Origin of the sequence: Kiloniella sp. EL199, assembly GCF_900313065.1 — a bacterium.
Classification (GTDB): Bacteria; Pseudomonadota; Alphaproteobacteria; order Kiloniellales; family Kiloniellaceae; genus Kiloniella.
In genome coordinates, this window is sequence record NZ_OMPU01000013.1 from 586,801 (window position 1) to 606,495 (window position 19,695).

The 19,695-nt window shown below is 46.9% G+C and carries 18 protein-coding genes; 7 read left to right on the forward strand and 11 right to left on the reverse strand.

Annotated elements, in window-relative coordinates:
* Positions 1 to 3: 3 nt before the first annotated feature.
* The 7 genes from D9A03_RS17610 to D9A03_RS17640 form a co-directional block, all read right to left on the reverse strand.
* Positions 4 to 930 (reverse strand): MoxR family ATPase, encoded by a 927-nt coding sequence (locus tag D9A03_RS17610; RefSeq protein WP_120498495.1) that lies wholly within the window; start codon positions 928 to 930, stop codon positions 4 to 6.
* 78 nt (positions 931 to 1,008) lie between these two features.
* Positions 1,009 to 1,788: a xanthine dehydrogenase family protein subunit M gene (locus D9A03_RS17615; protein WP_120498496.1), complete on the reverse strand. Its 780-nt coding sequence runs from the start codon at positions 1,786 to 1,788 to the stop codon at positions 1,009 to 1,011.
* A 14-nt stretch (positions 1,789 to 1,802) separates the two neighbouring features.
* Entirely contained in the window at positions 1,803 to 4,154 is a 2,352-nt protein-coding gene (locus D9A03_RS17620) for a xanthine dehydrogenase family protein molybdopterin-binding subunit (protein WP_120498497.1), read from the reverse strand.
* 2 nt (positions 4,155 to 4,156) lie between these two features.
* Complete coding sequence (locus D9A03_RS17625; RefSeq protein ID WP_120498498.1) at positions 4,157 to 4,624, reverse strand: (2Fe-2S)-binding protein; 468 nt, start codon at positions 4,622 to 4,624, stop codon at positions 4,157 to 4,159.
* A 208-nt stretch (positions 4,625 to 4,832) separates the two neighbouring features.
* Positions 4,833 to 5,435: a carbon monoxide dehydrogenase subunit G gene (locus D9A03_RS17630; RefSeq protein ID WP_120498499.1), complete on the reverse strand. Its 603-nt coding sequence runs from the start codon at positions 5,433 to 5,435 to the stop codon at positions 4,833 to 4,835.
* 435 nt (positions 5,436 to 5,870) lie between these two features.
* Entirely contained in the window at positions 5,871 to 7,070 is a 1,200-nt protein-coding gene (locus D9A03_RS17635) for a PLP-dependent aspartate aminotransferase family protein (protein ID WP_120498500.1), read from the reverse strand.
* The gene (locus D9A03_RS17640; RefSeq protein ID WP_120498501.1) at positions 7,067 to 7,438 is read right to left on the reverse strand and encodes a hypothetical protein; all 372 of its coding nucleotides are present in this window, start codon (positions 7,436 to 7,438) and stop codon (positions 7,067 to 7,069) included. Before D9A03_RS17640 ends, D9A03_RS17635 begins: the two co-directional genes overlap by 4 nt.
* 140 nt (positions 7,439 to 7,578) lie before the next feature.
* Here D9A03_RS17640 and D9A03_RS17645 point away from each other — a divergent pair, with 140 nt between their 5' ends.
* Entirely contained in the window at positions 7,579 to 8,061 is a 483-nt protein-coding gene (locus tag D9A03_RS17645; RefSeq protein WP_120498502.1) for an Lrp/AsnC family transcriptional regulator, read from the forward strand.
* A 373-nt stretch (positions 8,062 to 8,434) separates the two neighbouring features.
* On the forward strand, positions 8,435 to 8,656 hold the full coding sequence (locus tag D9A03_RS17650) for a hypothetical protein (RefSeq protein WP_120498503.1): 222 nt from the start codon (positions 8,435 to 8,437) through the stop codon (positions 8,654 to 8,656).
* A gap of 377 nt (positions 8,657 to 9,033) precedes the next feature.
* On the opposite strand, the gene D9A03_RS17655 is transcribed toward D9A03_RS17650, so the two are convergent.
* Complete coding sequence (locus D9A03_RS17655) at positions 9,034 to 9,225, reverse strand: hypothetical protein (RefSeq protein ID WP_120498504.1); 192 nt, start codon at positions 9,223 to 9,225, stop codon at positions 9,034 to 9,036.
* Positions 9,226 to 9,353: 128 nt separating this feature from the next.
* On the opposite strand from D9A03_RS17655, the gene D9A03_RS17660 reads away from it, so the two are divergent.
* Positions 9,354 to 10,262 carry a LysR family transcriptional regulator gene (locus tag D9A03_RS17660; protein ID WP_216825524.1) on the forward strand — a complete coding sequence of 303 codons (909 nt, stop codon included), beginning with the start codon at positions 9,354 to 9,356 and terminating at the stop codon, positions 10,260 to 10,262.
* A 23-nt stretch (positions 10,263 to 10,285) separates the two neighbouring features.
* Here the strand turns inward: D9A03_RS17660 and D9A03_RS17665 are convergent, their stop codons facing one another.
* On the reverse strand, positions 10,286 to 11,425 hold the full coding sequence (locus tag D9A03_RS17665) for a PQQ-dependent sugar dehydrogenase (RefSeq protein ID WP_120498506.1): 1,140 nt from the start codon (positions 11,423 to 11,425) through the stop codon (positions 10,286 to 10,288).
* Between the two features lie 277 nt (positions 11,426 to 11,702).
* Between D9A03_RS17665 and D9A03_RS17670 the strand changes: the two genes are divergently transcribed.
* The 3 genes from D9A03_RS17670 to D9A03_RS17680 all read left to right on the forward strand — a co-directional run bounded on the left by D9A03_RS17670 (position 11,703) and on the right by D9A03_RS17680 (position 14,024).
* Entirely contained in the window at positions 11,703 to 13,010 is a 1,308-nt protein-coding gene (locus D9A03_RS17670) for an aspartate aminotransferase family protein (protein WP_162938225.1), read from the forward strand.
* 306 nt (positions 13,011 to 13,316) lie between these two features.
* Complete coding sequence (locus tag D9A03_RS17675; protein ID WP_085902338.1) at positions 13,317 to 13,511, forward strand: hypothetical protein; 195 nt, start codon at positions 13,317 to 13,319, stop codon at positions 13,509 to 13,511.
* A 231-nt stretch (positions 13,512 to 13,742) separates the two neighbouring features.
* A complete protein-coding gene (locus tag D9A03_RS17680; protein ID WP_120498508.1) occupies positions 13,743 to 14,024 on the forward strand; it encodes a hypothetical protein in 282 nt (93 codons plus the stop codon).
* A gap of 27 nt (positions 14,025 to 14,051) precedes the next feature.
* On the opposite strand, the gene D9A03_RS17685 is transcribed toward D9A03_RS17680, so the two are convergent.
* On the reverse strand, positions 14,052 to 15,239 hold the full coding sequence (locus D9A03_RS17685) for an NnrS family protein (RefSeq protein ID WP_120498509.1): 1,188 nt from the start codon (positions 15,237 to 15,239) through the stop codon (positions 14,052 to 14,054).
* Between the two features lie 105 nt (positions 15,240 to 15,344).
* Entirely contained in the window at positions 15,345 to 16,694 is a 1,350-nt protein-coding gene (hemN, locus tag D9A03_RS17690; protein ID WP_120498510.1) for an oxygen-independent coproporphyrinogen III oxidase, read from the reverse strand.
* A 198-nt stretch (positions 16,695 to 16,892) separates the two neighbouring features.
* Here hemN and acnA point away from each other — a divergent pair, with 198 nt between their 5' ends.
* On the forward strand, positions 16,893 to 19,664 hold the full coding sequence (gene acnA, locus D9A03_RS17695) for an aconitate hydratase AcnA (RefSeq protein ID WP_120498511.1): 2,772 nt from the start codon (positions 16,893 to 16,895) through the stop codon (positions 19,662 to 19,664).
* The last annotated feature ends 31 nt before the right edge of the window (positions 19,665 to 19,695 follow it).

The following is a 19,695-nucleotide window of genomic DNA, read 5'->3' on the forward strand; positions in this document are numbered from 1 at the left end:
GTCTTAGCCTATCTGGTCGATCTCAGTTTGTACTTTTCTCAATATATTGGCGGCCTCGCTTCCCTGTATACGGTTTATGTCATCCTGATATTTCAAAAGAACTCCCAGAGTGTCGCTGACGATTTCCGGTGCGAGAGAGGCTTGATTCAACTGTGTTAAGGCATTTGTCCAGTCAATGGTTTCGGCAATACCAGGTTGTTTGAATACCTCTGGATTTTTCCGTAGTTCCTGAACAAATAAAACGACTTCATTACTTAGTTTCTCTGCTGCATCCGGTGCTTTGAGCTTTAGAATTTCAAGTTCTCTGATGGCATCAGGATAATCAACCCAGTGATAAAGGCACCGACGCTTTAAGGCGTCATGAATTTCCCGGGTTCTATTGGATGTGATGATGACGACAGGTGGTTCTTCTGCTTTGATTGTTCCAAGTTCTGGAATGGTTATTTGATAGTCTGATAGGACTTCTAGCAGATAGGCTTCAAATGCTTCATCTGCGCGATCTAACTCATCAATGAGTAGAACAGGGCTTTTACCATTGCGGCCTTCCAATGCTTCCAGCAAAGGTCGTTTTATTAAGAACTCTGGGCCGAATATATCTTTGGAAAGTACTGCTCTATCTGTATTTCCAGCAGCTTCGGCAATTCGGATCTCAACCATCTGTCTGGTGTAATTCCACTCATAGACAGCAGTGTTGATATCAAGGCCTTCGTAGCATTGAAGACGGACCAATGGCCTGTCCAGAGTTATGGATAGTACCTTGGCTATTTCAGTCTTTCCCACTCCGGCTTCACCTTCGAGAAACAGCGGACGTTTCATATTCAGTGCAAGGTGGATAACAGTGGCGAGAGAACGATCAGCTACGTATTTGCCGTCGGCTAAATTTTGAAGAACGTCATCAATGGAAGCTGATATTTGAGACGAATTGGACATGACGTGCTCCGTAGGCAGATGATCACAACATAAAAATGGCCGCAGTAAATCGTAATGATCAACTGCGGCCAGATATTTTTAGCCGTTTATTTGGGCAACAGCGCGTTTTGCCAAGACCGTGATCAGGTTGGCACGATATTCTGCCGAGGCATGAATATCGCTATTCAGGCCATCTGCTGAAACAGTAATATTTTCCAATGCCTGTGTTGTGAAGCTTGCTGAAAGGGCAGCTTCCATTTCGGTTTGTCGGAAAACACAAGGGCCTGCACCTGTGACGGCTACTCTGATTCCAGCACTGGTTTTGGCAACCATCACACCAACAATGGCATAGCGTGATGCAGGATTATCGAACTTCATGTATGCAGCTGCTTCCGGTTTGGGGAAAGTCACATTGGTGACGATCTCTCTTTCTTCCAAGGCTGTTTCAAAAAGATCGGTAAAGAAATCGCCTGCGGCAATAGCTCGTCGATTGGTGTTGACCACAGCATTCAAGCCAACAACCGCGGCGGGATAGTCGGCTGCGGGATCATTGTTGGCAATTGATCCACCAATAGTTCCTCGGTTACGGACCTGTGCATCCCCAATACCGCCAGCGAGGGAGGCCAATGCCGGGATTGTTGCTTTGTTTGCGACCTCGGCGTGGGTTGTCATGGCACCGATTGCCAGTTGATCACCGTCGGGGCAAACCCCGCGTAATGATTCTATGGCACTGAGATCAACAAGTGTTTCGGGCTGAGCCAAACGTTGTTTGAGCGTCGGGATCAAAGTTTGTCCGCCAGCAAGCAGGACGGTATCATCGTTCAGGAGGCCAGCAATTTCGTCTATGGTGCCTGGACGTTTATAGTCAAATTCATACATGATCTATTTCTCCCTTATAGTTCCTGTGCCGCGCGCCATACCTTTTCAGATGTGGCTGGCATATCTATTTCCTTGCCCAGCGCGTTGGTAATGGCATTCATTAATGCCGCGGGTGCAGAGATTGCACCGGCTTCACCACAGCCCTTTACACCAAGGGGATTTGTCGTGCATGGGGTGTTGATGGTTTCCACCCGGAAGGTTGGCAAATCATCTGCGCGTGGCATGCAATAGTCCATATAGGACCCGGTAAGAAGCTGACCACTTTCCTTGTCATAGACACAGTTTTCCAAAAGTGCCTGCCCGATGCCCTGCGCAAGTCCACCGTGAACCTGCCCTTCGACAATCATGGGGTTGATTACATTGCCAAAATCATCCACCGCAACCCAATCCAGAATCTCAGTTGTGCCTGTTTCTGGGTCAATTTCTACTTCGGCTATATGCGTGCCAGCGGGGAAGGTAAAGTTCAGCGGATCGTAGAAGGCTGTTTCGTCCATACCGGGTTCGACGTCTGCCGGATAGTTATGCGGCACATAGGCAGAAAATGCGATCTCTGCCATGGTCATTTTTTTGTCCGTTCCGGCAACCGAGAATACACCGCCGGAATGTTCAATATCTTCTACAGAGGCTTCCAATGTATGGGCTGCGATTTTTTTACTCTTTTCCACCACTTTATCGATGGCTTTCATAATTGCAGAACCGCCAACAGCAAGGGAACGAGACCCGTAAGTGCCCATGCCAAAAGGTACCTTACCTGTATCGCCGTGTGATATTTCTACCTGATCAATTGGAACGCCCAGTTGATCAGATACAATCTGCGCAAAGGTTGTTTCATGACCTTGCCCATGTGAATGACTTCCGGTGAAGACCGTCACGCTCCCCGTCGGGTTGAAACGGACTTGGGCTGATTCCCATAATCCGACACCAGCACCGAGAGAACCCACAGCGGCAGAAGGGGCAATGCCGCAAGCTTCAATAAAGGCGGAATAGCCAATACCACGAAGTTTGCCTCGTTGCGCTGATTCAGCTTTTCTAGTTTCGAAACCACTGTAATCAATAGCAGCCTGTGCCTTGTCCATGGCAAGGGCGTAGTTGCCACTGTCGTATGCCATGATGACGGGCGTTTCATAAGGGTAGGCATCTGGTGGAATGAAATTTCGCTTTCGAAGTTCGCCCGGATCTATACCCATTTCACGGGCACCTACTTCGATCATTCGCTCGACAACGTAGGTTGCCTCTGGCCGTCCGGCACCGCGATAGGCATCAACGGGGGCTGTATTGGTAAAGCCTGCCTGAACCTCACAGTATATGGCTGGCATTACGTATTGGCCATTGAGCAAAGTACCGTAGAGATAGGTTGGTACAGCAGAAGCAAATGTTGATAGATAACAGCCCATATTGGCTTTGGTCGACACCTTGAAGCCAAGGATTTTACCATCTGCATCAAACGCCATTTCTGCATGGGTTTCATGGTCTCGGCCATGAGCATCCGACAGGAATGATTCTGAACGTTCTGCGGTCCATTTGATTGGACGGTGCAGCTTTTTTGTTGCCCAGGCACAGACAGTTTCTTCAGAGTAGATAAAGATCTTTGATCCAAACCCACCGCCTACATCCGGGGCAATAACCCGTAATTTGTGTTCTGGTGCAACCGCATTAAAAGCTGAAAGGACAAGCCTGTGAACATGGGGATTTTGACTGGTGGTATAGAGCGTGATTTCATCCGTTCCGGCATCATATTCACCCAGCGCAGCACGAGGCTCCATCGCGTTTGGAATCAGTCGGTTGTTACGAAGATCCATCCGGGTGACGTGATGTGCTGATGCGATGGCTTGTTCTGCTGCTGCTTTGTCTCCGATTTCCCAGTCAAAAGACAGGTTTCCGGGGATGTCATCATGAATTTGTGGAGCGCCACTCGCGAGGGCATCGCCAACTTCGATGACGTGGGGGAGTTCTTCGTAATCGATTTCCACTAACTCGGCAGCATCCTTTGCTTGTTGCAGGGTTTCTGCGACAACAAGTGCAACCTGATGGCCAACGTATTTGACATGGCTTACAGCCAGGGCGGGGTGTGCTGGTGCTTTATGTGGTGTACCGTCTTTGGAAGTAATTCCCCAGCCACAGATAATTGGCCCGATGCCATCAGCTTCCATATCGGGGCCCGTTAAAATATCCACTACACCGGCCGCTTTCAGGGCTTCACTAGTGTTGATATTGTTGATTTTTGCATGGGCATAGGGGGACCGAATGAAGTATCCATAGGTTTGTCCGGGCTTGGTGATATCGTCAAGATAGCGGCCCTTGCCAATAATAAATCGTTTGTCTTCTTTGCGACGTACAGAGGCGCCGATACCTGTTTCATTCGTCATGATTACGCCTCCATTTCTTTAGCGGCTGCCTGAATGGATTTCACAATATTCTGATAGCCGGTACAGCGACAGATATTGCCTTCGAGACCTTCGCGAATAGAAGCATCATCCAGTTTGTCTGACTTATTAACCAGATCCACGGCGCTCATGATCATGCCCGTGGTACAGAAACCGCATTGCAGGCCATGGTTTTCCTGAAAGGATTTCTGCATGGGGTGAAGGTTATTCCCTTTTGCAAGGCCTTCAATGGTTGTGATCTCGGCACCTTCGGCTTGTACTGCAAGCATGGTGCAGGACTTTGCGCTGTTACCATTGACGTGTACAACACAGGCGCCGCATTGGCTGGTATCACAGGCAACATGAGTGCCGGTCAGTTTTAAATTTTCGCGGACAAAAGTTACAAGTAGTGTATTCGGCGATACATCCGCCGAAACCTGCTTGCCATTAACTGTCATAGATACCGTTGGCATCGGTTTTCTCCTAACTTATAGCATGATAATAATGTTTTCATTTTTTATATTGGGTCTGTTGCCCTTGAGGGCGAATAGAGCATTGCAATGGCATACCTTATCCGTGCAATGCGATCTGTATATATGGTTCTTTTAAGAGCTCTTTTTGTGAATAACTTGGCCTTTTTCGTGGTTGTCACTCAAATTTCGTGGTTATCACTCTAGCATGTTAGTTCAGAGCATAGAGGGCTAGAGCGGCTAAAATGACGCCAGCAAGAGCGAAATAGAGCGCATTATTGCCAGAGGTATTGCCTGTTATTTCTTTGCTGTTGCTGTTTTCGGGTGGGTGTTCTTCAGAAATGTCCAAGACATCCGAGATAGCTTCATCTGGACTTGAACTGACATTTTCTGAAAAGGCTTGAAAAAAATCATCCGCCATTTTCTTTGCTGCTGAATCAACCAGACGAGATCCGATTTGAGCAAGCTTGCCACCGACTTTTGCATTTACGGAATAGTTAAGCAGGGTTTGCCCGTCTTGGCTTTCCAGCGAAACTTTTGCTTCTCCCTTGCCAAAACCTGCTGCACCTCCCTTACCTTCACCCGATAAGGTATAGCTATTTGGCGGGTTTAGGTCTGAAAGTGTTACCTGTCCCTTGAATTTGGCTTTTACCGGACCAAATTTAGCCGTTATGCTCGCCTGAAATTCAGTGTCTGATATTTTTTCAACTGTTTCACAGCCGGGAATAGAGTTTTTCAATATCTCTGGATCGTTCAAGGCTTCCCAAGCCTTTTCTTGTGGGGCAGGGATAAGTTGTTGCCCTTCCATCTTCATGACGATTTATCTAATTCCTTGTCTCTCTCTGCCATTATTCTCAGACAGTTATTATTAAAGTTATTTTCTTCAATTTAACTATTCGCGGAAAATACCGCTTCTACCAGCCCTGGGAAGAAATTGTTGCAGATGAGTGTTTCAACTTTGCGACAAATATGAGGGGCAATTATGAATAACTAGTATGGATTGTATTTGTGCCATTTCTTTGTGTCAGTATGAGTGGTGGTTGTGGTAACATCAAGCCTAGGTATCGTTCAATTCCTGAGATTGTTGTTTAAGGGATGTTTGGCGGAACTCAGATCAAGGATGGGAATCTATGGTCAGGATTATTAATTGATTCAGAATATGGCGACTGCTGTGATTCGGTCAGTTGGCGTCAATGCTCTTTTCTCTACTTGCACTGAGATGATGTGTAATGTGGTGATGTATCAGCTATCAGGGTTCTAGAGCACTGAGAATATCTTGGGCGATGTCATCGGGGTCTTCGAGGCCAACTGATAGGCGTAATACTCCATTGCCTGCCCAGATGCGGTACTCCTCTTCCTCCGTCTGTGGCAAATGATAAGTGGAGCTCATCAAATCGTCGGTCTTAAGCAGACACAGGTTGGCATGCTGATGCCCGAGCGAGACGGCGTAGCGCACAAGGCGTAAATTACGATACAGGCGTCGGGCATCTTCAATCACGTCACGAGTGCGGAATGAGAGCACCGCGCCCCCCAGATCCATTTGGCGCATGGCGAGATCGTATTGTGGATGGGACGCAAGACCAGGATAGATCACACGTTCCACCACCCCAGACGCTTCCAGAATTTCGGCCACTGATAAGGTATTTCGGCTGGCCGTTTCGACTCGTGGCACCAGCGTATCGATACCCCGAAGAATCAACGCGGCTGCACGTGGATCGAGCGTTGCCCCAAGGCGGACGCCCCATGTCGCGCGCAGAGGTTCTATTATGTCTGCAGCCCCGATCAGCACACCCCCCATCGCATCGCCATGACCGTTCAGATATTTAGTAGCTGAATGCATCACCACGTCCGCCCCGTGCGCCAAGGGCCGCGTGGCCACGGGAGTAGCAAGTGTCGAGTCCACCGATAATAGGGCACCTGCTTCGTGAGTAATTTCTGCAACAACATGCAGATCAGTGAGGCGTAGAATCGGGTTGCAAGGGGTTTCGGCATGAACGAGGCGAGTCTCGGGCCGCAAAGCATCCCGAAGCGCCTCAGGTTGTGACAGATTTACAGCAGACACCTCAATTCCCAAACCTGGCAGAAGTTGCGAAGCTAGTTCGCGCACACCAGGATAGCAAACGTCCGATACAATCAAGTGATCACCCGCCCGCAAATTACCCAGGAACAATGTCGCCAATGCGGCCATACCCGATGCGGAAGCAAGAGCAGTTTCCCCTTCCTCAAGGTCCGCGACCCGCTGTTCTAACATGCGGACGGTCGGGTTGGTCCAGCGCGCGTAGACAAAGGGTTTTGCGGTCATGTCGGAAACGTCGTTGGCTGAGAAACCACCAGATTCTGGGTCATAGACGTGGTTCACCGATGGCGAGATTGTCGGTGCAATGGCTCCGGTGATCGGGTCTGGAGGTGTTCCTGCGTGAACTGCGCGGGTGGCGAAGGCATCGGTCATTGTATGTCCTCTCCACAGGCTGTGCGAATAGCATCGACATAAGATGTCGGGTCCATAGCATGGGGAAAACAGACCGACACGTGCCCATTCGCCAAAGGCACGACGAGTTGCCTAAAGTTGCCATACCCCACGACGATAAAACTCAAGCCGCCACAATCAATCTCGCCACGGGCACGCGCCAAGGTTAGCAGTACAGGGTTTACTAAGGCCTCTTCGTATCGGTCGCTTTCAGCCGCAGACGCTTCATCCAAGCCTTCACGCTGCTGCATGGAGATTGCGCCATCTTGTGAAATGGCGGCGTAGCGAATATCAGGCGAGAGACCCAGGATTAGGGTCAGAGCGTTTGATGGAATTAATGTCTGGTTCATTATGTACTCCTACACTGGCTAGGCGGGAAAACATTAACATGTGATGGTGCTTCTGTATGGCCATTTTTTGTTGTAATATGATTTAAATTGGTCGAAGATTTTCAAAACAAGGCCATTTCAAGTCATAAAGGGAATCGAGTGTGACCCAAAAAAAGTTCCAGCCTCTTGATGCTGCTGACAGCAGATTACTTGCTGCTCTGCAAACGAACGCTAATCTATCGACGGAGCAACTCGCCGAGCGTTGTGGGCTGTCACCGAGTACCGTCCAGCGTCGCCTCCGCACTTTGCGTGAGGCCGATGTGTTGGAATGCTCAGTTGCAGTTCTTAATCCTCGCGCACTTGGCCCGTTGACGACAGTGCTGGCGATGGTTGAGACAGACCGAGAGCGCCCGCAGGATCGCGACGGACTACGCAGGTGGTGTGAAGCTCAGGACGCTGTGCAGCAAGCGTATTATGTAACAGGAACAGCAGACTTGATGATGGTGGTCATCACGCCTTCTATCGAAGCATTTGATGCGCTCATGCAAACTTTTCAAGAAGCTCATCCTATCGTCCGTCGAATTACCACGAATGTGGTTATCCAGACCTTCAAGCGTGGCCTTGCATTACCGCTAGAGTATTAGACAGCTGCCGATTGCTTGTGTGTTCATTAATGCGGTAAATGTTGATAGCAGCACGATTTTCAGTGCTCATGAATAGAAATTTGGAACAGGGATGAAAACGATCCTTTTGGCCCGGTACTATCAAGCTCAGAAGTTGCCGGAAAACTACACGTCATAAACCCGTGACAAACCTTGTTTGGCTTTGTCATGTTTTAGTCACTGTGGATTAGTTCCCGTTCACGCACTTTGCTGCACCTGGAAGAATGGACTCGGAACCGTTATTCGGCATCTTTGAAATTAACGAGGGTCTGATCCTAGGTTAAATCTTGGTCTGTGTTATACTTTTACATGAATGTTTTTAGAGGGCATATGCATGTTGTTATAGGAGAGTAAAATGAATGCTCAGCAAAAAACTTTGACCCGTTCAAAAGCTGCTGGTAACTCGATTTACAGAGGTTACGATGGCAATCACGGGGCATTTTATTATAAACGCCTGATGATGGCGAAGATGGGACGTGAATATAAAAGTCCCTTGGCCATTTTCCGAGCCATACGAACAAAACAGGATCTGGACCGCCCGGACGGGGCGACAGACATGTTTTTTCGTAGAAGGTAGCCTTCACTGATAATCGAATAAAAAAAAGCCAATCGGCGGGGGACCGATTGGCATAGTGAAGATGCTGAGACTCATGGGGGAAGACGTATAAATCACATCAGCACTGTCTCTGCATCAAGAGCATCGGGGTAAGATGCGCTTTGGTGAAACTCTCTTGTGTGCAGCTATTTATTTCTGCGAAATTAGAGAGCTTCAAAACACGGTACAAATATTGGGGTACGGTACTGGGGATGCTTGGTGGTCTCGGTTTATATCAATTTATGATTGTAGTAGGCCCTATAAAAATTAAATAATAATTAATTTTTATCCGCAAATCAAAATAAAATACGTCTTAAGGTTGTTTTTTTGCGATTTCCGAATTCTAATTCCGGGGAGCTTTAAGCTGTTCTGGAAAGAGCAAGAATATAGCGGGTTTTCCAGTTGCTGACAGGTGATGTCAAAGAGCTAAAGATTGCCTTGAATAATTTGTGTGCTTCTGCGGATCTGGCTTTACGAGCGGTTTGAAAGTGAACGCTCATGTCCACTGCGGCCAAATCGAAATCTTTGATATTCTGTGTCATTTTGTTCATGAGTCTCGTCCTATATCTGTATACGCCCTTAATCCTAAGATATGTGAAACTATGATAAATGATAATAGGTCTTGTTGGATAAGGATTATATCGTTTATTTTGATAATACTATGGATGTAATCAGTGATATGACCGTGTTTGTCGAAGTCGTGGCTGCAGGCGGAATGACCGCTGCGGGGCGAAAACTTAACCTGTCTGCGGCTGTTGTCAGCAAGCGAATTGCCAATCTGGAAGAACGTCTGGATGTGCGTTTACTTAATCGCACGACAAGGCGCTTGAGCCTGACGGATGAGGGCGCAGGGTATTATGTGCGCTGTAAATCTATTCTTGAAGATATTGAGGATGCTGAAGCCGCTTTATCCGGTTTGGCTGGTCATGTTAAGGGCACATTGAAGATAACTGCCCCGTCGTCTTTTGGTCGTAAACATATATCTCGATTGCTGCCGGAGTTTTTGAAACAGTACCCGGATGTATCTATTCAGGTGAGTTTAACAGACCAGATTGTTGATATGGTTCAATCCGGCTTTGACCTCGCAATACGAACGGGTGAATTAAAAGACAGTAGTCTGATCGCAAGAAAGCTGAGTCCTGCAAGGCGTGTTGTTTGTGCATCACGCGAATATTTGTCCAAGGAAGGGGTGCCCGAACATCCCCAAGACCTTATCCATCACAATTGTCTGGTCCTTGGATATCCCGGTGGAGTGCATGATCATTGGCACTTCAAAGGCCCCGAAGGACAGATTGATGTGAAGGTCAAAGGCAATCTGGAAACAAACAATGGTGAAATTCTGAGGGACGCGACGAAAGCAGGGATTGGTATTGCAATTAAATCCACATGGGATATCGCAGACGAACTGAAAGCGGGTGAGTTGATCCCTATTCTCAGAGAGTTTGAACTTCCCAGCGCTGCAGTTTATGCGCTTTATCCGAACAGAGAGCATTTACCAGCGAAAACCAGATCTTTCATTGATTTTCTGGAAGGTAAATTTGGTAGTGAACCCTATTGGGATCGGGGTATCAGCCTAAAAGATATTTGACCTGATAGGTCTTTAAATGGCGATTACATGTTTGGTGGTTTCAGGCGATAGAGTGTGCCGTTATTTGCATCGGTCAGGATGTAAAGAAAGTCATCGGGTCCTTGTTCTACCGCTCGAATACGTCCAACCTCTTCTTCCAACAATCTCTCTTCGTGCACTATTTTACCATCCAGCAATTCCTGTCTGACCAAAAGTTTGAATTTCAAGGCAGATGTGAACAGGTTGCCCTTCCAGTTGGGGAAAGCATCCCCTGAATAGAAGGTGATGCCAGCTGGGGCGATCGAAGGAGTCCATTGGTGTACGGGTTGTTGCATGTTCGGGTGATGAGTGCCTTCACCTATAGAGCCACCGATATACTCTTTGCCATAGGTTATAATCGGCCATCCATAGTTTGACCCTGCTTGTAGTTGGTTTATTTCATCCCCACCACGTGGTCCGTGCTCACTTACCCACATTTCCCCCGTGAGATAATGTTTCGCGAGGCCTTGTGGGTTGCGATGGCCATAGGAATAGATCTCCGATAAAGCCGTATCGTCTTGTACAAACGGGTTATTGGCAGCGGGTTGTCCCTGGTCGTTTAATCTAAGCACCTTTCCTGCATGAGAATTCAATTTTTGGGCACTATGTCTGTTTCCGCGATCTCCGATGGTCATAAATAATAGCCCATCAGTATTAAACCTGATGCGTGAACCATAATGCCTGGAGGTTGTTGACCCTGTTTCCGCAATAAATATTGTTTGCGGATCAAGAAGCTTTTGTCCGGCAAATCTGGCTTGAGCCAGTGCTGTTGTAGAACCTTCTTTAAGAGGGTGACTATAGGTAAAATAGATCAGTTGATTTTGTTCGAACGTGGGATGAATTGCTATATCCAGCAGCCCTCCTTGGCCTCTGGTTCTTACCGCAGGGAAGTTATGCAGTGAAATGTCACGGAGGTTTTTGTTCTTGTAGAGCTTTAAACCTTTTTCCCGTTCGGTAATGAGCAAGGTCTCGTCAGGCAAAAATACCATACCCCAAGGGTGATCCAGTCCATCTGCAAGTAATTCAAGCTTAAAGGTTTCTTTTTCGCTGTTGAAGATCTCTGGACTCTCAGCCGCAGTTTGATTCAGAGCAGAGAAAAAAGCCAAGAAAGAAAGCCAGATAGTCAGGTTCTTTTTGTGTAACATGTCGCGCTCCGATGGATGCTTAATAACGGTATTAAACAAAGGTGCTGTGCCATAAGGTTTAAAGAGGCATGATAGGCGATAAAGACAGTTGATTTGAAACTATTTGTTCAGAATTTCGTGAGCAAATTTTCCTGAGAATATTTTCTCGCTTTATTAAATTGTTCTCCAGCGCGGTAGCTTTTATTCCAATGGAGAAGTTATTTTTTAAAAGCTCTTGGGAAATATGTTTTATCAAAAGATGATGGAACCCGGTGCAAGCCATAAGAGGAGCCCTGCTATGAATAAATCCGACATGGATCTAAATGATGTTCAGAAAAGAGCCTTGAGTGTTTTTACTGCAGGTATATCCAACGGCGAGTTTGGTTTCCCCCCTGAAACGCTTATTGAGGTTGCAAAGGGAAAAGGAGCCAAGCTGTGGGATAGCCAGGGGCAGGAATATCTGGATTTCTCTATGGGGTGGGGATCATGCTTGGTTGGTCATGCCCGGGAAGAGGTGGTCGATGCGGTTCAAAGACAAGCAGAGTTGGGATCAAACTTTGCATATCTGAATAGTCATGCGCTGCAGTTGGCTGAAGAGATTCAAAGGATTGCGCCTGCTGTTGATCGGTTGCGTTTTTGTGCGTCCGGGACGGAAGCAACAATGTACTGCCAACGACTGGCACGGGCCTTTACCGGGAAGAAAAAAATACTGAAGTTTGAAGGGGCTTATCATGGTGCCAATGAAGCCGGGGTTACTTCTCTGTTTCCGCATCAGAATCTGGCTTTCCCAACTCCGGAGCTTACTTCCGCGGGAACGCCCATGGCACAGGAAAATCTTTTGATTGCTCCCTATAATGATCTGGACACAACAGAAGAGATTATAATCGGGAATATCGAAGAAATTGCCGGGGTTTTGATGGAGCCTTTGCAGCGATGTACACCCCCGTTTCCAGGGTTTTTAGAAGGTATTCGCGAACTTTGCGACAAGCATGATATCCCACTTATTTTTGATGAGGTCGTGACAGGGTTCAGGCTATCTTATGGTGGTGCACAGGAAAGGTACGGTGTGATTCCTGATCTTGTGGCCTATGGCAAAGCTTTGGGTGGTGGGTATCCTATTGGCGCATTCGGTGGGCGTGTTGATATTATGGATCATGTTAACGAACACTATATTGGTCAGGATAATTATGTGTGGATGGCCTCTACGTTAGGTGGAAATCCGATCTCGACGTCAGCAGCAAATGCTGCGCTTTCGGTTTATCGTGTGCCGGGAACTTATGAAAAGCTATTTGAAACTGGGGAATATTTACGCGCGAATCTCAGGCGTATTTTAAGTGACCTCGGGGAGCCTGCACAGGTAATCGGTGATGGCCCTTTGGCGCAGATCGTTTTTACAGATCAAGAGGTTTTTAACTATCGCTCAACGGCGAGTGGTGACAAGGAAAAGGGGCGTGCCATGATGCTGGGCCTTTTCAAAAGAGGCGTCTTTCTCAATCCAATGGGAACCAAGTTATATATGTCAGTCGCTCACGACAAAGACATCTGTGATGCCTTTTTGATGCGTTTTGAAGATTGTTTGAAAGATGACGTTCTTTCTGGGTTGTAATTTTGTCAATCGATTAGTGAGTTAGAGACCCAGCTGATCAGATCCGTACGAGAAAGACTGAGAGCATGTGTAACAGAATGTTATTTTTGTGATTGTCTTAAAATGATCATATTGCTTGCATACTTTTCTTAATCATTACGTTAACTCTATGGGGGAGTGTTCTCAGATTGTTCTTGAATTGAATTTTTTCTGTTTTTTTAGATAAATTTTATCTTAACGTTTGATCGATCGTGATCAGCAGAGTATCAATCCCGGAATAGATCTTGAGAGTAGTTTTAAGAATGGTTTGTGAGAGAGTTCGAGCATATGCCTGAGATTGGTGATATTTTTTCTAAAAGGCACGCATCGTACCAGGATTGGGAGGTTGTCGAAGTTTATAAATCGACAATTGACGGGTTGGAATATGCCCGACTCCGCAATAAAAATATTGGCGACAAATCGGTTAGCGCCGTCGAGTTGACGCGTCGTGGATCGGATTGGCTTCGTAAAACACCGGCCTGAGGATTTATCGGTAAGCTTGTCTGATTTAAAGCCCGCTTTACAGCGGGCTTTTTTATGCCCGGATTTGGCTTTAGAGATCAAAAATAGTGCGGCTGAGTCTGATTTGTGTCCGTGAGGTGACAATTATATGTTAAGCCCGTCTGAGCCCGTGGTTGGTCTTGATGTGGTCTAAGATCCTTCATAATTTTGAGCGACTGTCATTGTTTCAATTATGAATTACAAAGGTGCTCTATGAAGGAAAAAACGCCAGAGAAATTACCCGTTGTTGGCGATGTTTATTCAAAGCGGACTCGCTTTTTACAGGATTGGATCGTAACCGATATCTACAAGTCACATGTAGATGGTGTCACCTATGCACGTCTGAAAAATCCATTGATGGGCGAAAAGAACGTCGGGGCTGCTGAACTGGTACGAAAAAAATCTGATTGGACAAAGAAAACGGTTAACCAGTCTCCGGTTGATCCAGTTCTGGATTTTTCTTTGGAACAACAAGTGGAATCCATGAGAGGCTAGAACCTGCTTTGGGGAATGTGAGAGAATTTACCCGGGTTTTCCATCCAACCTTGGACGGTTCATCAGAGGCAGGAAGTTGAGAAGGTAAAGACTAAAGGCCAGAATCCAGAAAAGTGAAGACAGGTATAGCAATTGCTCGGAAAAGGCACTTTCAATGAAAGACTGGGCAACCCGGGCTATCGCTGACAGTGTTAGTGCACAGAGCGCGATTGTTAGATATGAATTTGTTTTGAGGACATTTCCGGTGTGACCAAGACTTGCCCTCATAGTTACGACCAGGATCATAGTGCCAATTGCACCGGCGGTCAGTGCGTGGAGAGCACCTTCCCAGAAGTAGCCATAAGTGACAAAGCCGTATGCTTTTAGAGCAAGTCCTGCGGGTATCCACAGATAAGCGACATGCATGGCCCATAATAATGGATCTGAAAGTGTCATCCAGCCCTTCCAGAAGTATAGTCGGGCAAGGTGTAATCCTGCGAGTATTGCGCAAAAGTAAGCAAAGAGTTGAGGCCAACTATCGGCGATGAACAAGTCGCCAATCACCATTATAGCAGTGCCAACTATGCAGAGGATACTAAGCTTTCCTGGCGCACCTACATCGACCCTGGTTCCTTTGGCTGTAAGGGCGTTTTTTGTAAAGGCAGGGACAATGCGCCCTCCGATGATTGTTATCAGCAGCAATAAAAGAGATATAGCTGCTTCCAGAATGGTTCGCGAGGAATGCGGCGCGATACCTGCTTCAGCGAGATAGAAACACAGGTTGAAGATCGCAAGGATTATAAAGATACCGGGCAACATGAGGTTTCGTTTGTTACCTGTTCTGATGAGTATTCTTGCAGTGTAGATAGATAATACTGGGAGGAACAGAAGATCCGCAGTGGCTAGGAGACTATAGGGAAGAGAAGTCCCCGCCCAAAGGGATAGCCGACCAAGGAGCCAGAGACCAAAAAGGGTGATTAGAGGTTTGCCGGATAAAGGCTCAGTATTGGTCCAGTTCGGCATGGCCGTTAAAATAAACCCGGCAATCGCTGCAACACTAAAGCCATAAATCATTTCGTGCCCATGAATGAGAGAAGGCGCGATATGTGTTTCGTAATCTATGACGCCTGCAAGTATAAGAATCCAGAGAGACAAGACAGTCAGAGCATACAGAGCTCCGGTTGTGAAAAATGGTCTGAAACCTGCCCGCCAGAAGGGTGAACTTGCCGTTATCATATTATTTCTATTCCTCGTATTTCCTTTAATAATGTATATTAAATATATCTATTTGAGTATGTGACAGAGGCGCGCAGTTCCAGCTCTCAAAAAAAACTTGGATGCTTAGACCGCTTGCGAGTAAGTCACCTCTCTTGAACCGTGATATTCGTCGAACAAGGCACAGATGGATCTGACCAGGGCTCGAGCATTATGTTCTATTGAAATGACGCCATCTTGATATCGCGCGATTTTATCATCGACAAAGGTACTTAAGGCTTTGATTTCGTAGTTGAATTCGTCGATTGAGCTTTGAAATTTCTCGCAGATATTATTGAGATCAACTTCATGATAACACATAAGTTGTTCTATGATGGCAGCTCGTAATTTGTCCTGACCTTGAAAAGGAATAGATTTGGCGACCGCAAAGTTGCCACCATCAATCGCAGCACGATAGTTTCTAATGGCAACGATATTCTGGACAAAGCCGCTTGGAAGGGCGCCGATCGAAGAGGCTCCAAATCCGATCATCGCGTCAGCTTTATCTGTTGTATAGCCCTGGAAATTACGTCTAAGCGTACCGTTTTTAAAAGCAATAGCCATGGGGTCGTTGGGTTTTGCAAAGTGGTCCAGTCCAATCCGGACAAAGCCATAACTTTGTAATAGCTCTGCCGCAGCTTCCTGCTGCTCAAACCTTTCGTTGAAATCGGGAAGAACTTCTTCGGGGATGAGGCGTTGGTGCGGTTTTAATGAGGGGATGTGTGCATAGCCAAAAAGGGCGATACGTTCCGGCGCCATGGTCATAACCTGACGAATGGTTTCCAAAACTGATTCTACCGTTTGATAGGGAAGACCATACATCAAATCCATGTTGATGCCATGAACACCCTCTTCGTGTAGCCACTTGGCAACTTTTGCGGTTTGTTCGATTGGTTGAATGCGGTTGATGGCTCTTTGTACTTTATCCTGAATATCTTGCACGCCAAGGCTGGCGCGGTTAACACCGCCCTGTGCCCAAGCTCTGACTGCTTCCTGACTGATATCCCGCGGATCAATTTCGACGGCGATTTCTGCATCATCAGTAAAGGTGAAAGCTTCATTGAATGTCTGGAAGAGTTCCTTGACGTCTTCCGGTTCCAGAATTGTCGGACTGCCGCCGCCAAAATGCATATGATTAACTGGGCGACCTCGCCCCATGGCATCTGCGGTCATGAGGATCTCTTTTTGTAAAGATCCCATATACTCTTTTATAGGTTTGTATTTTTGGGTGATTTTGGTGTGACACCCACAAAACCAGCAAAGACTATCGCAATAGGGAATATGGGAATACAGAGAAAGCGGCATTTCTTTTGGAATAGCCCGTAGCCAGTCAACATACGTATTGGCCTTAAAGTCAGGCTTAAAAAGATGCGCTGTCGGGTAGCTCGTATAACGAGGAACCCCTTTGTCGTATTTTTGTATGATCTCTGTTTTCATAAGCTATGGAATAGTTGAACCTTTGTGTGTGATCCTTGATTTATGTCAAGAGAGCGAGGAGAAGTTTATTGAGAGAAGATATTTGCCGTACTATTAGTAATTGATAATAGTAAACTTAATTTATTCTTATTTTTGTGTTGCGGCTTATATTGATTTTTATCTTCAAAGGGCTAACTTGAACAGGCAGAATACAAGTAGATGAGAAGGCTTGGTGTTCATCAGAATCTTGTTATTGATGAGCTGAAATATAGCCCCATCTGGAGAGAAGCATACCAGCAAGAGGAGATTAAATTGGCTCTTGGTAAGGACACCCTGAATACTCGTCGCCAGCTCACCGCAAATGGCAAGACCTATGATTATTATAGCCTGGAGGAAGCTGCGAAGACACTTGGCGATATTTCCCGCCTGCCTTTTTCCCTGAAAGTTTTGTTAGAAAATCTGTTGCGCTTTGAAGATGACCGCAGTGTTAAGGTCGATGATATCAAGGCGATGGCTGGATGGTTGAAAAATCGAACGTCAGATAGTGAAATTGCCTATCGTCCTGCACGTGTTCTTATGCAGGATTTTACCGGAGTTCCGGCCGTCGTTGATTTGGCAGCGATGCGACAGGCGATGGTAGAAATGGGTGGTGATCCCAAGAAAATTAACCCACTTTCTCCTGTCGATCTGGTTATTGACCACTCTGTCATGGTTGATTCATTTGGCGGTGCGGATTCATTTCAAAAAAACGTTGATCTGGAATTTGATCGTAACGGAGAGCGTTATTCTTTCCTGCGTTGGGGGCAAACTGCTTTTGACAATTTCCGTGTTGTTCCGCCTGGAACAGGTATTTGCCATCAAGTGAACGTAGAAAATTTGGCACAGGTTGTTTGGACGAAAGAAGAAGACGGCCTAACGATTGCCTATCCAGATACGTTGGTTGGTACTGATTCACACACAACTATGGTAAATGGTCTTTCCGTTCTGGGTTGGGGCGTCGGCGGTATCGAAGCAGAAGCAGCGATGCTCGGACAGCCTGTTTCCATGGTGATCCCTGAAGTTGTTGGCATGAAGCTTACCGGCAAGATGAAAGAGGGAACGACTGCAACCGACCTTGTTTTGACAGTTACGGAAATCCTTCGGGCCCATGGTGTGGTTGGCAAGTTTGTTGAGTTCTATGGCGCAGGCCTTGATAACCTGACCTTGGCTGATCAGGCCACAATCGCAAACATGGCACCGGAATATGGGGCGACCTGTGGCTTTTTCCCGATTGATGAAGAAACGATCCGCTATTTGAGTTTTACCTGTCGTGATGCTGATCGCGTTGCGTTGGTCGAAGAATATGCCAAGGCGCAGGGCATGTGGCGTGATACAGACACCCCGGATCCGGTGTTTACATCTTCGCTTGAGCTTGATCTTGCTACGGTTGAGCCAAGCCTTGCGGGACCAAAGCGCCCTCAGGATCGTATTTCACTTAGTAATCTTGCACCAAAATCCATTGAGTTGATCAATGAAGCATTGGGGGATAAGGCAGGAGATAAATCCCCCGTTGAAGGGAAGAATTACGAACTGAGCAATGGCGATGTGATGATTGCAGCGATTACCAGCTGTACCAACACATCCAACCCGTCTGTTCTAATTGGCGCCGGACTTGTCGCCAAGAAGGCCGTTGAACTGGGGCTTACTTCGAAGCCCTGGGTGAAAACGTCACTGGCGCCGGGGTCGCAAGTTGTGACTGATTATCTCGAAAAAGCGGGGCTTCAGGACTATCTTAACCAGATCGGTTTTGATCTCGTTGGATATGGTTGTACGACCTGTATCGGGAACTCTGGCCCGCTTGCTGATGAGCATATCGAGGCAATTGATAACAAAGAATTACAGGTTGCTGCAGTTCTGTCTGGTAACCGTAATTTTGAAGGCCGCGTCAGCCCACAGACACGCCTGAACTATCTTGCATCTCCACCTCTTGTTGTAGCTTATGCTTTGGCGGGTAATGTGACCATAGATCTTCTGAACGATCCAGTTGGTCAGGGTAAAGATGGTCAGGATGTCTATTTGAAAGATATCTGGCCAACCTCACAAGAAATTCAGGAAATTGCGAACGTTGCGCTGACACCGGAAATGTTCAAAGAGCGTTACGAGAATGTCTTTGAGGGGCCGCAACAGTGGAAGGAAATCGAAACGGCAACGGGCCTTACTTATGACTGGAATGATCAAAGTACGTATGTTCAGTATCCGCCATTTTTTGAGGGCATGAGCAGAGAAGCAGGTGATTTCAGTGATGTCGCTGGTGCTCGCCCGTTACTCGTTCTGGCAGATAATATCACAACTGACCATATCTCACCTGCGGGTGCGATCAAAGCTGACAGTCCGGGTGGTGCGTATCTTACAAGCCATCAGGTGCGTCCTGTAGATTTTAACTCTTACGGATCTCGCCGTGGTAACCACGAGGTTATGATGCGGGGAACCTTTGCCAATATCCGTATTAAAAACGAAATGGTGCCCGGTACAGAGGGCGGTTTCTCTAAATACAAGGGTGAAGTGATGCCAGTGTATGATGCTGCTATGAAGTATATAGATGATGGCACGCCGCTGGTTGTTTTTGGGGGCAAGGAATACGGCATGGGATCTTCCCGTGACTGGGCTGCTAAGGGAACACGCTTGTTGGGTGTTAAGGCTGTTATCGTTGAAAGTTTTGAGCGTATTCACCGATCCAATCTTGTGTTTATGGGGGTTTTACCGCTTGTTTTTAAAGATGGTGTAACCCGCGAAACACTGGGTATTACGGGTGATGAAACGATTGATATTTCTGGGATTAAAAACGGTATTGCCCCGGGGATGGATGTTGACTGTCGTATCAGTCGCCCTGATGGATCTGTTGAAAATATCAAGTTGACGTGCCGTATTGATACTGCAGATGAGGTTGAATACTTCCGCCACGGTGGAATTCTTCATTACGTACTGCGTAATTTGATGAACGATGCGGCGTAAACTGTTTTCATATGCGATAGAAAGGCAGCCA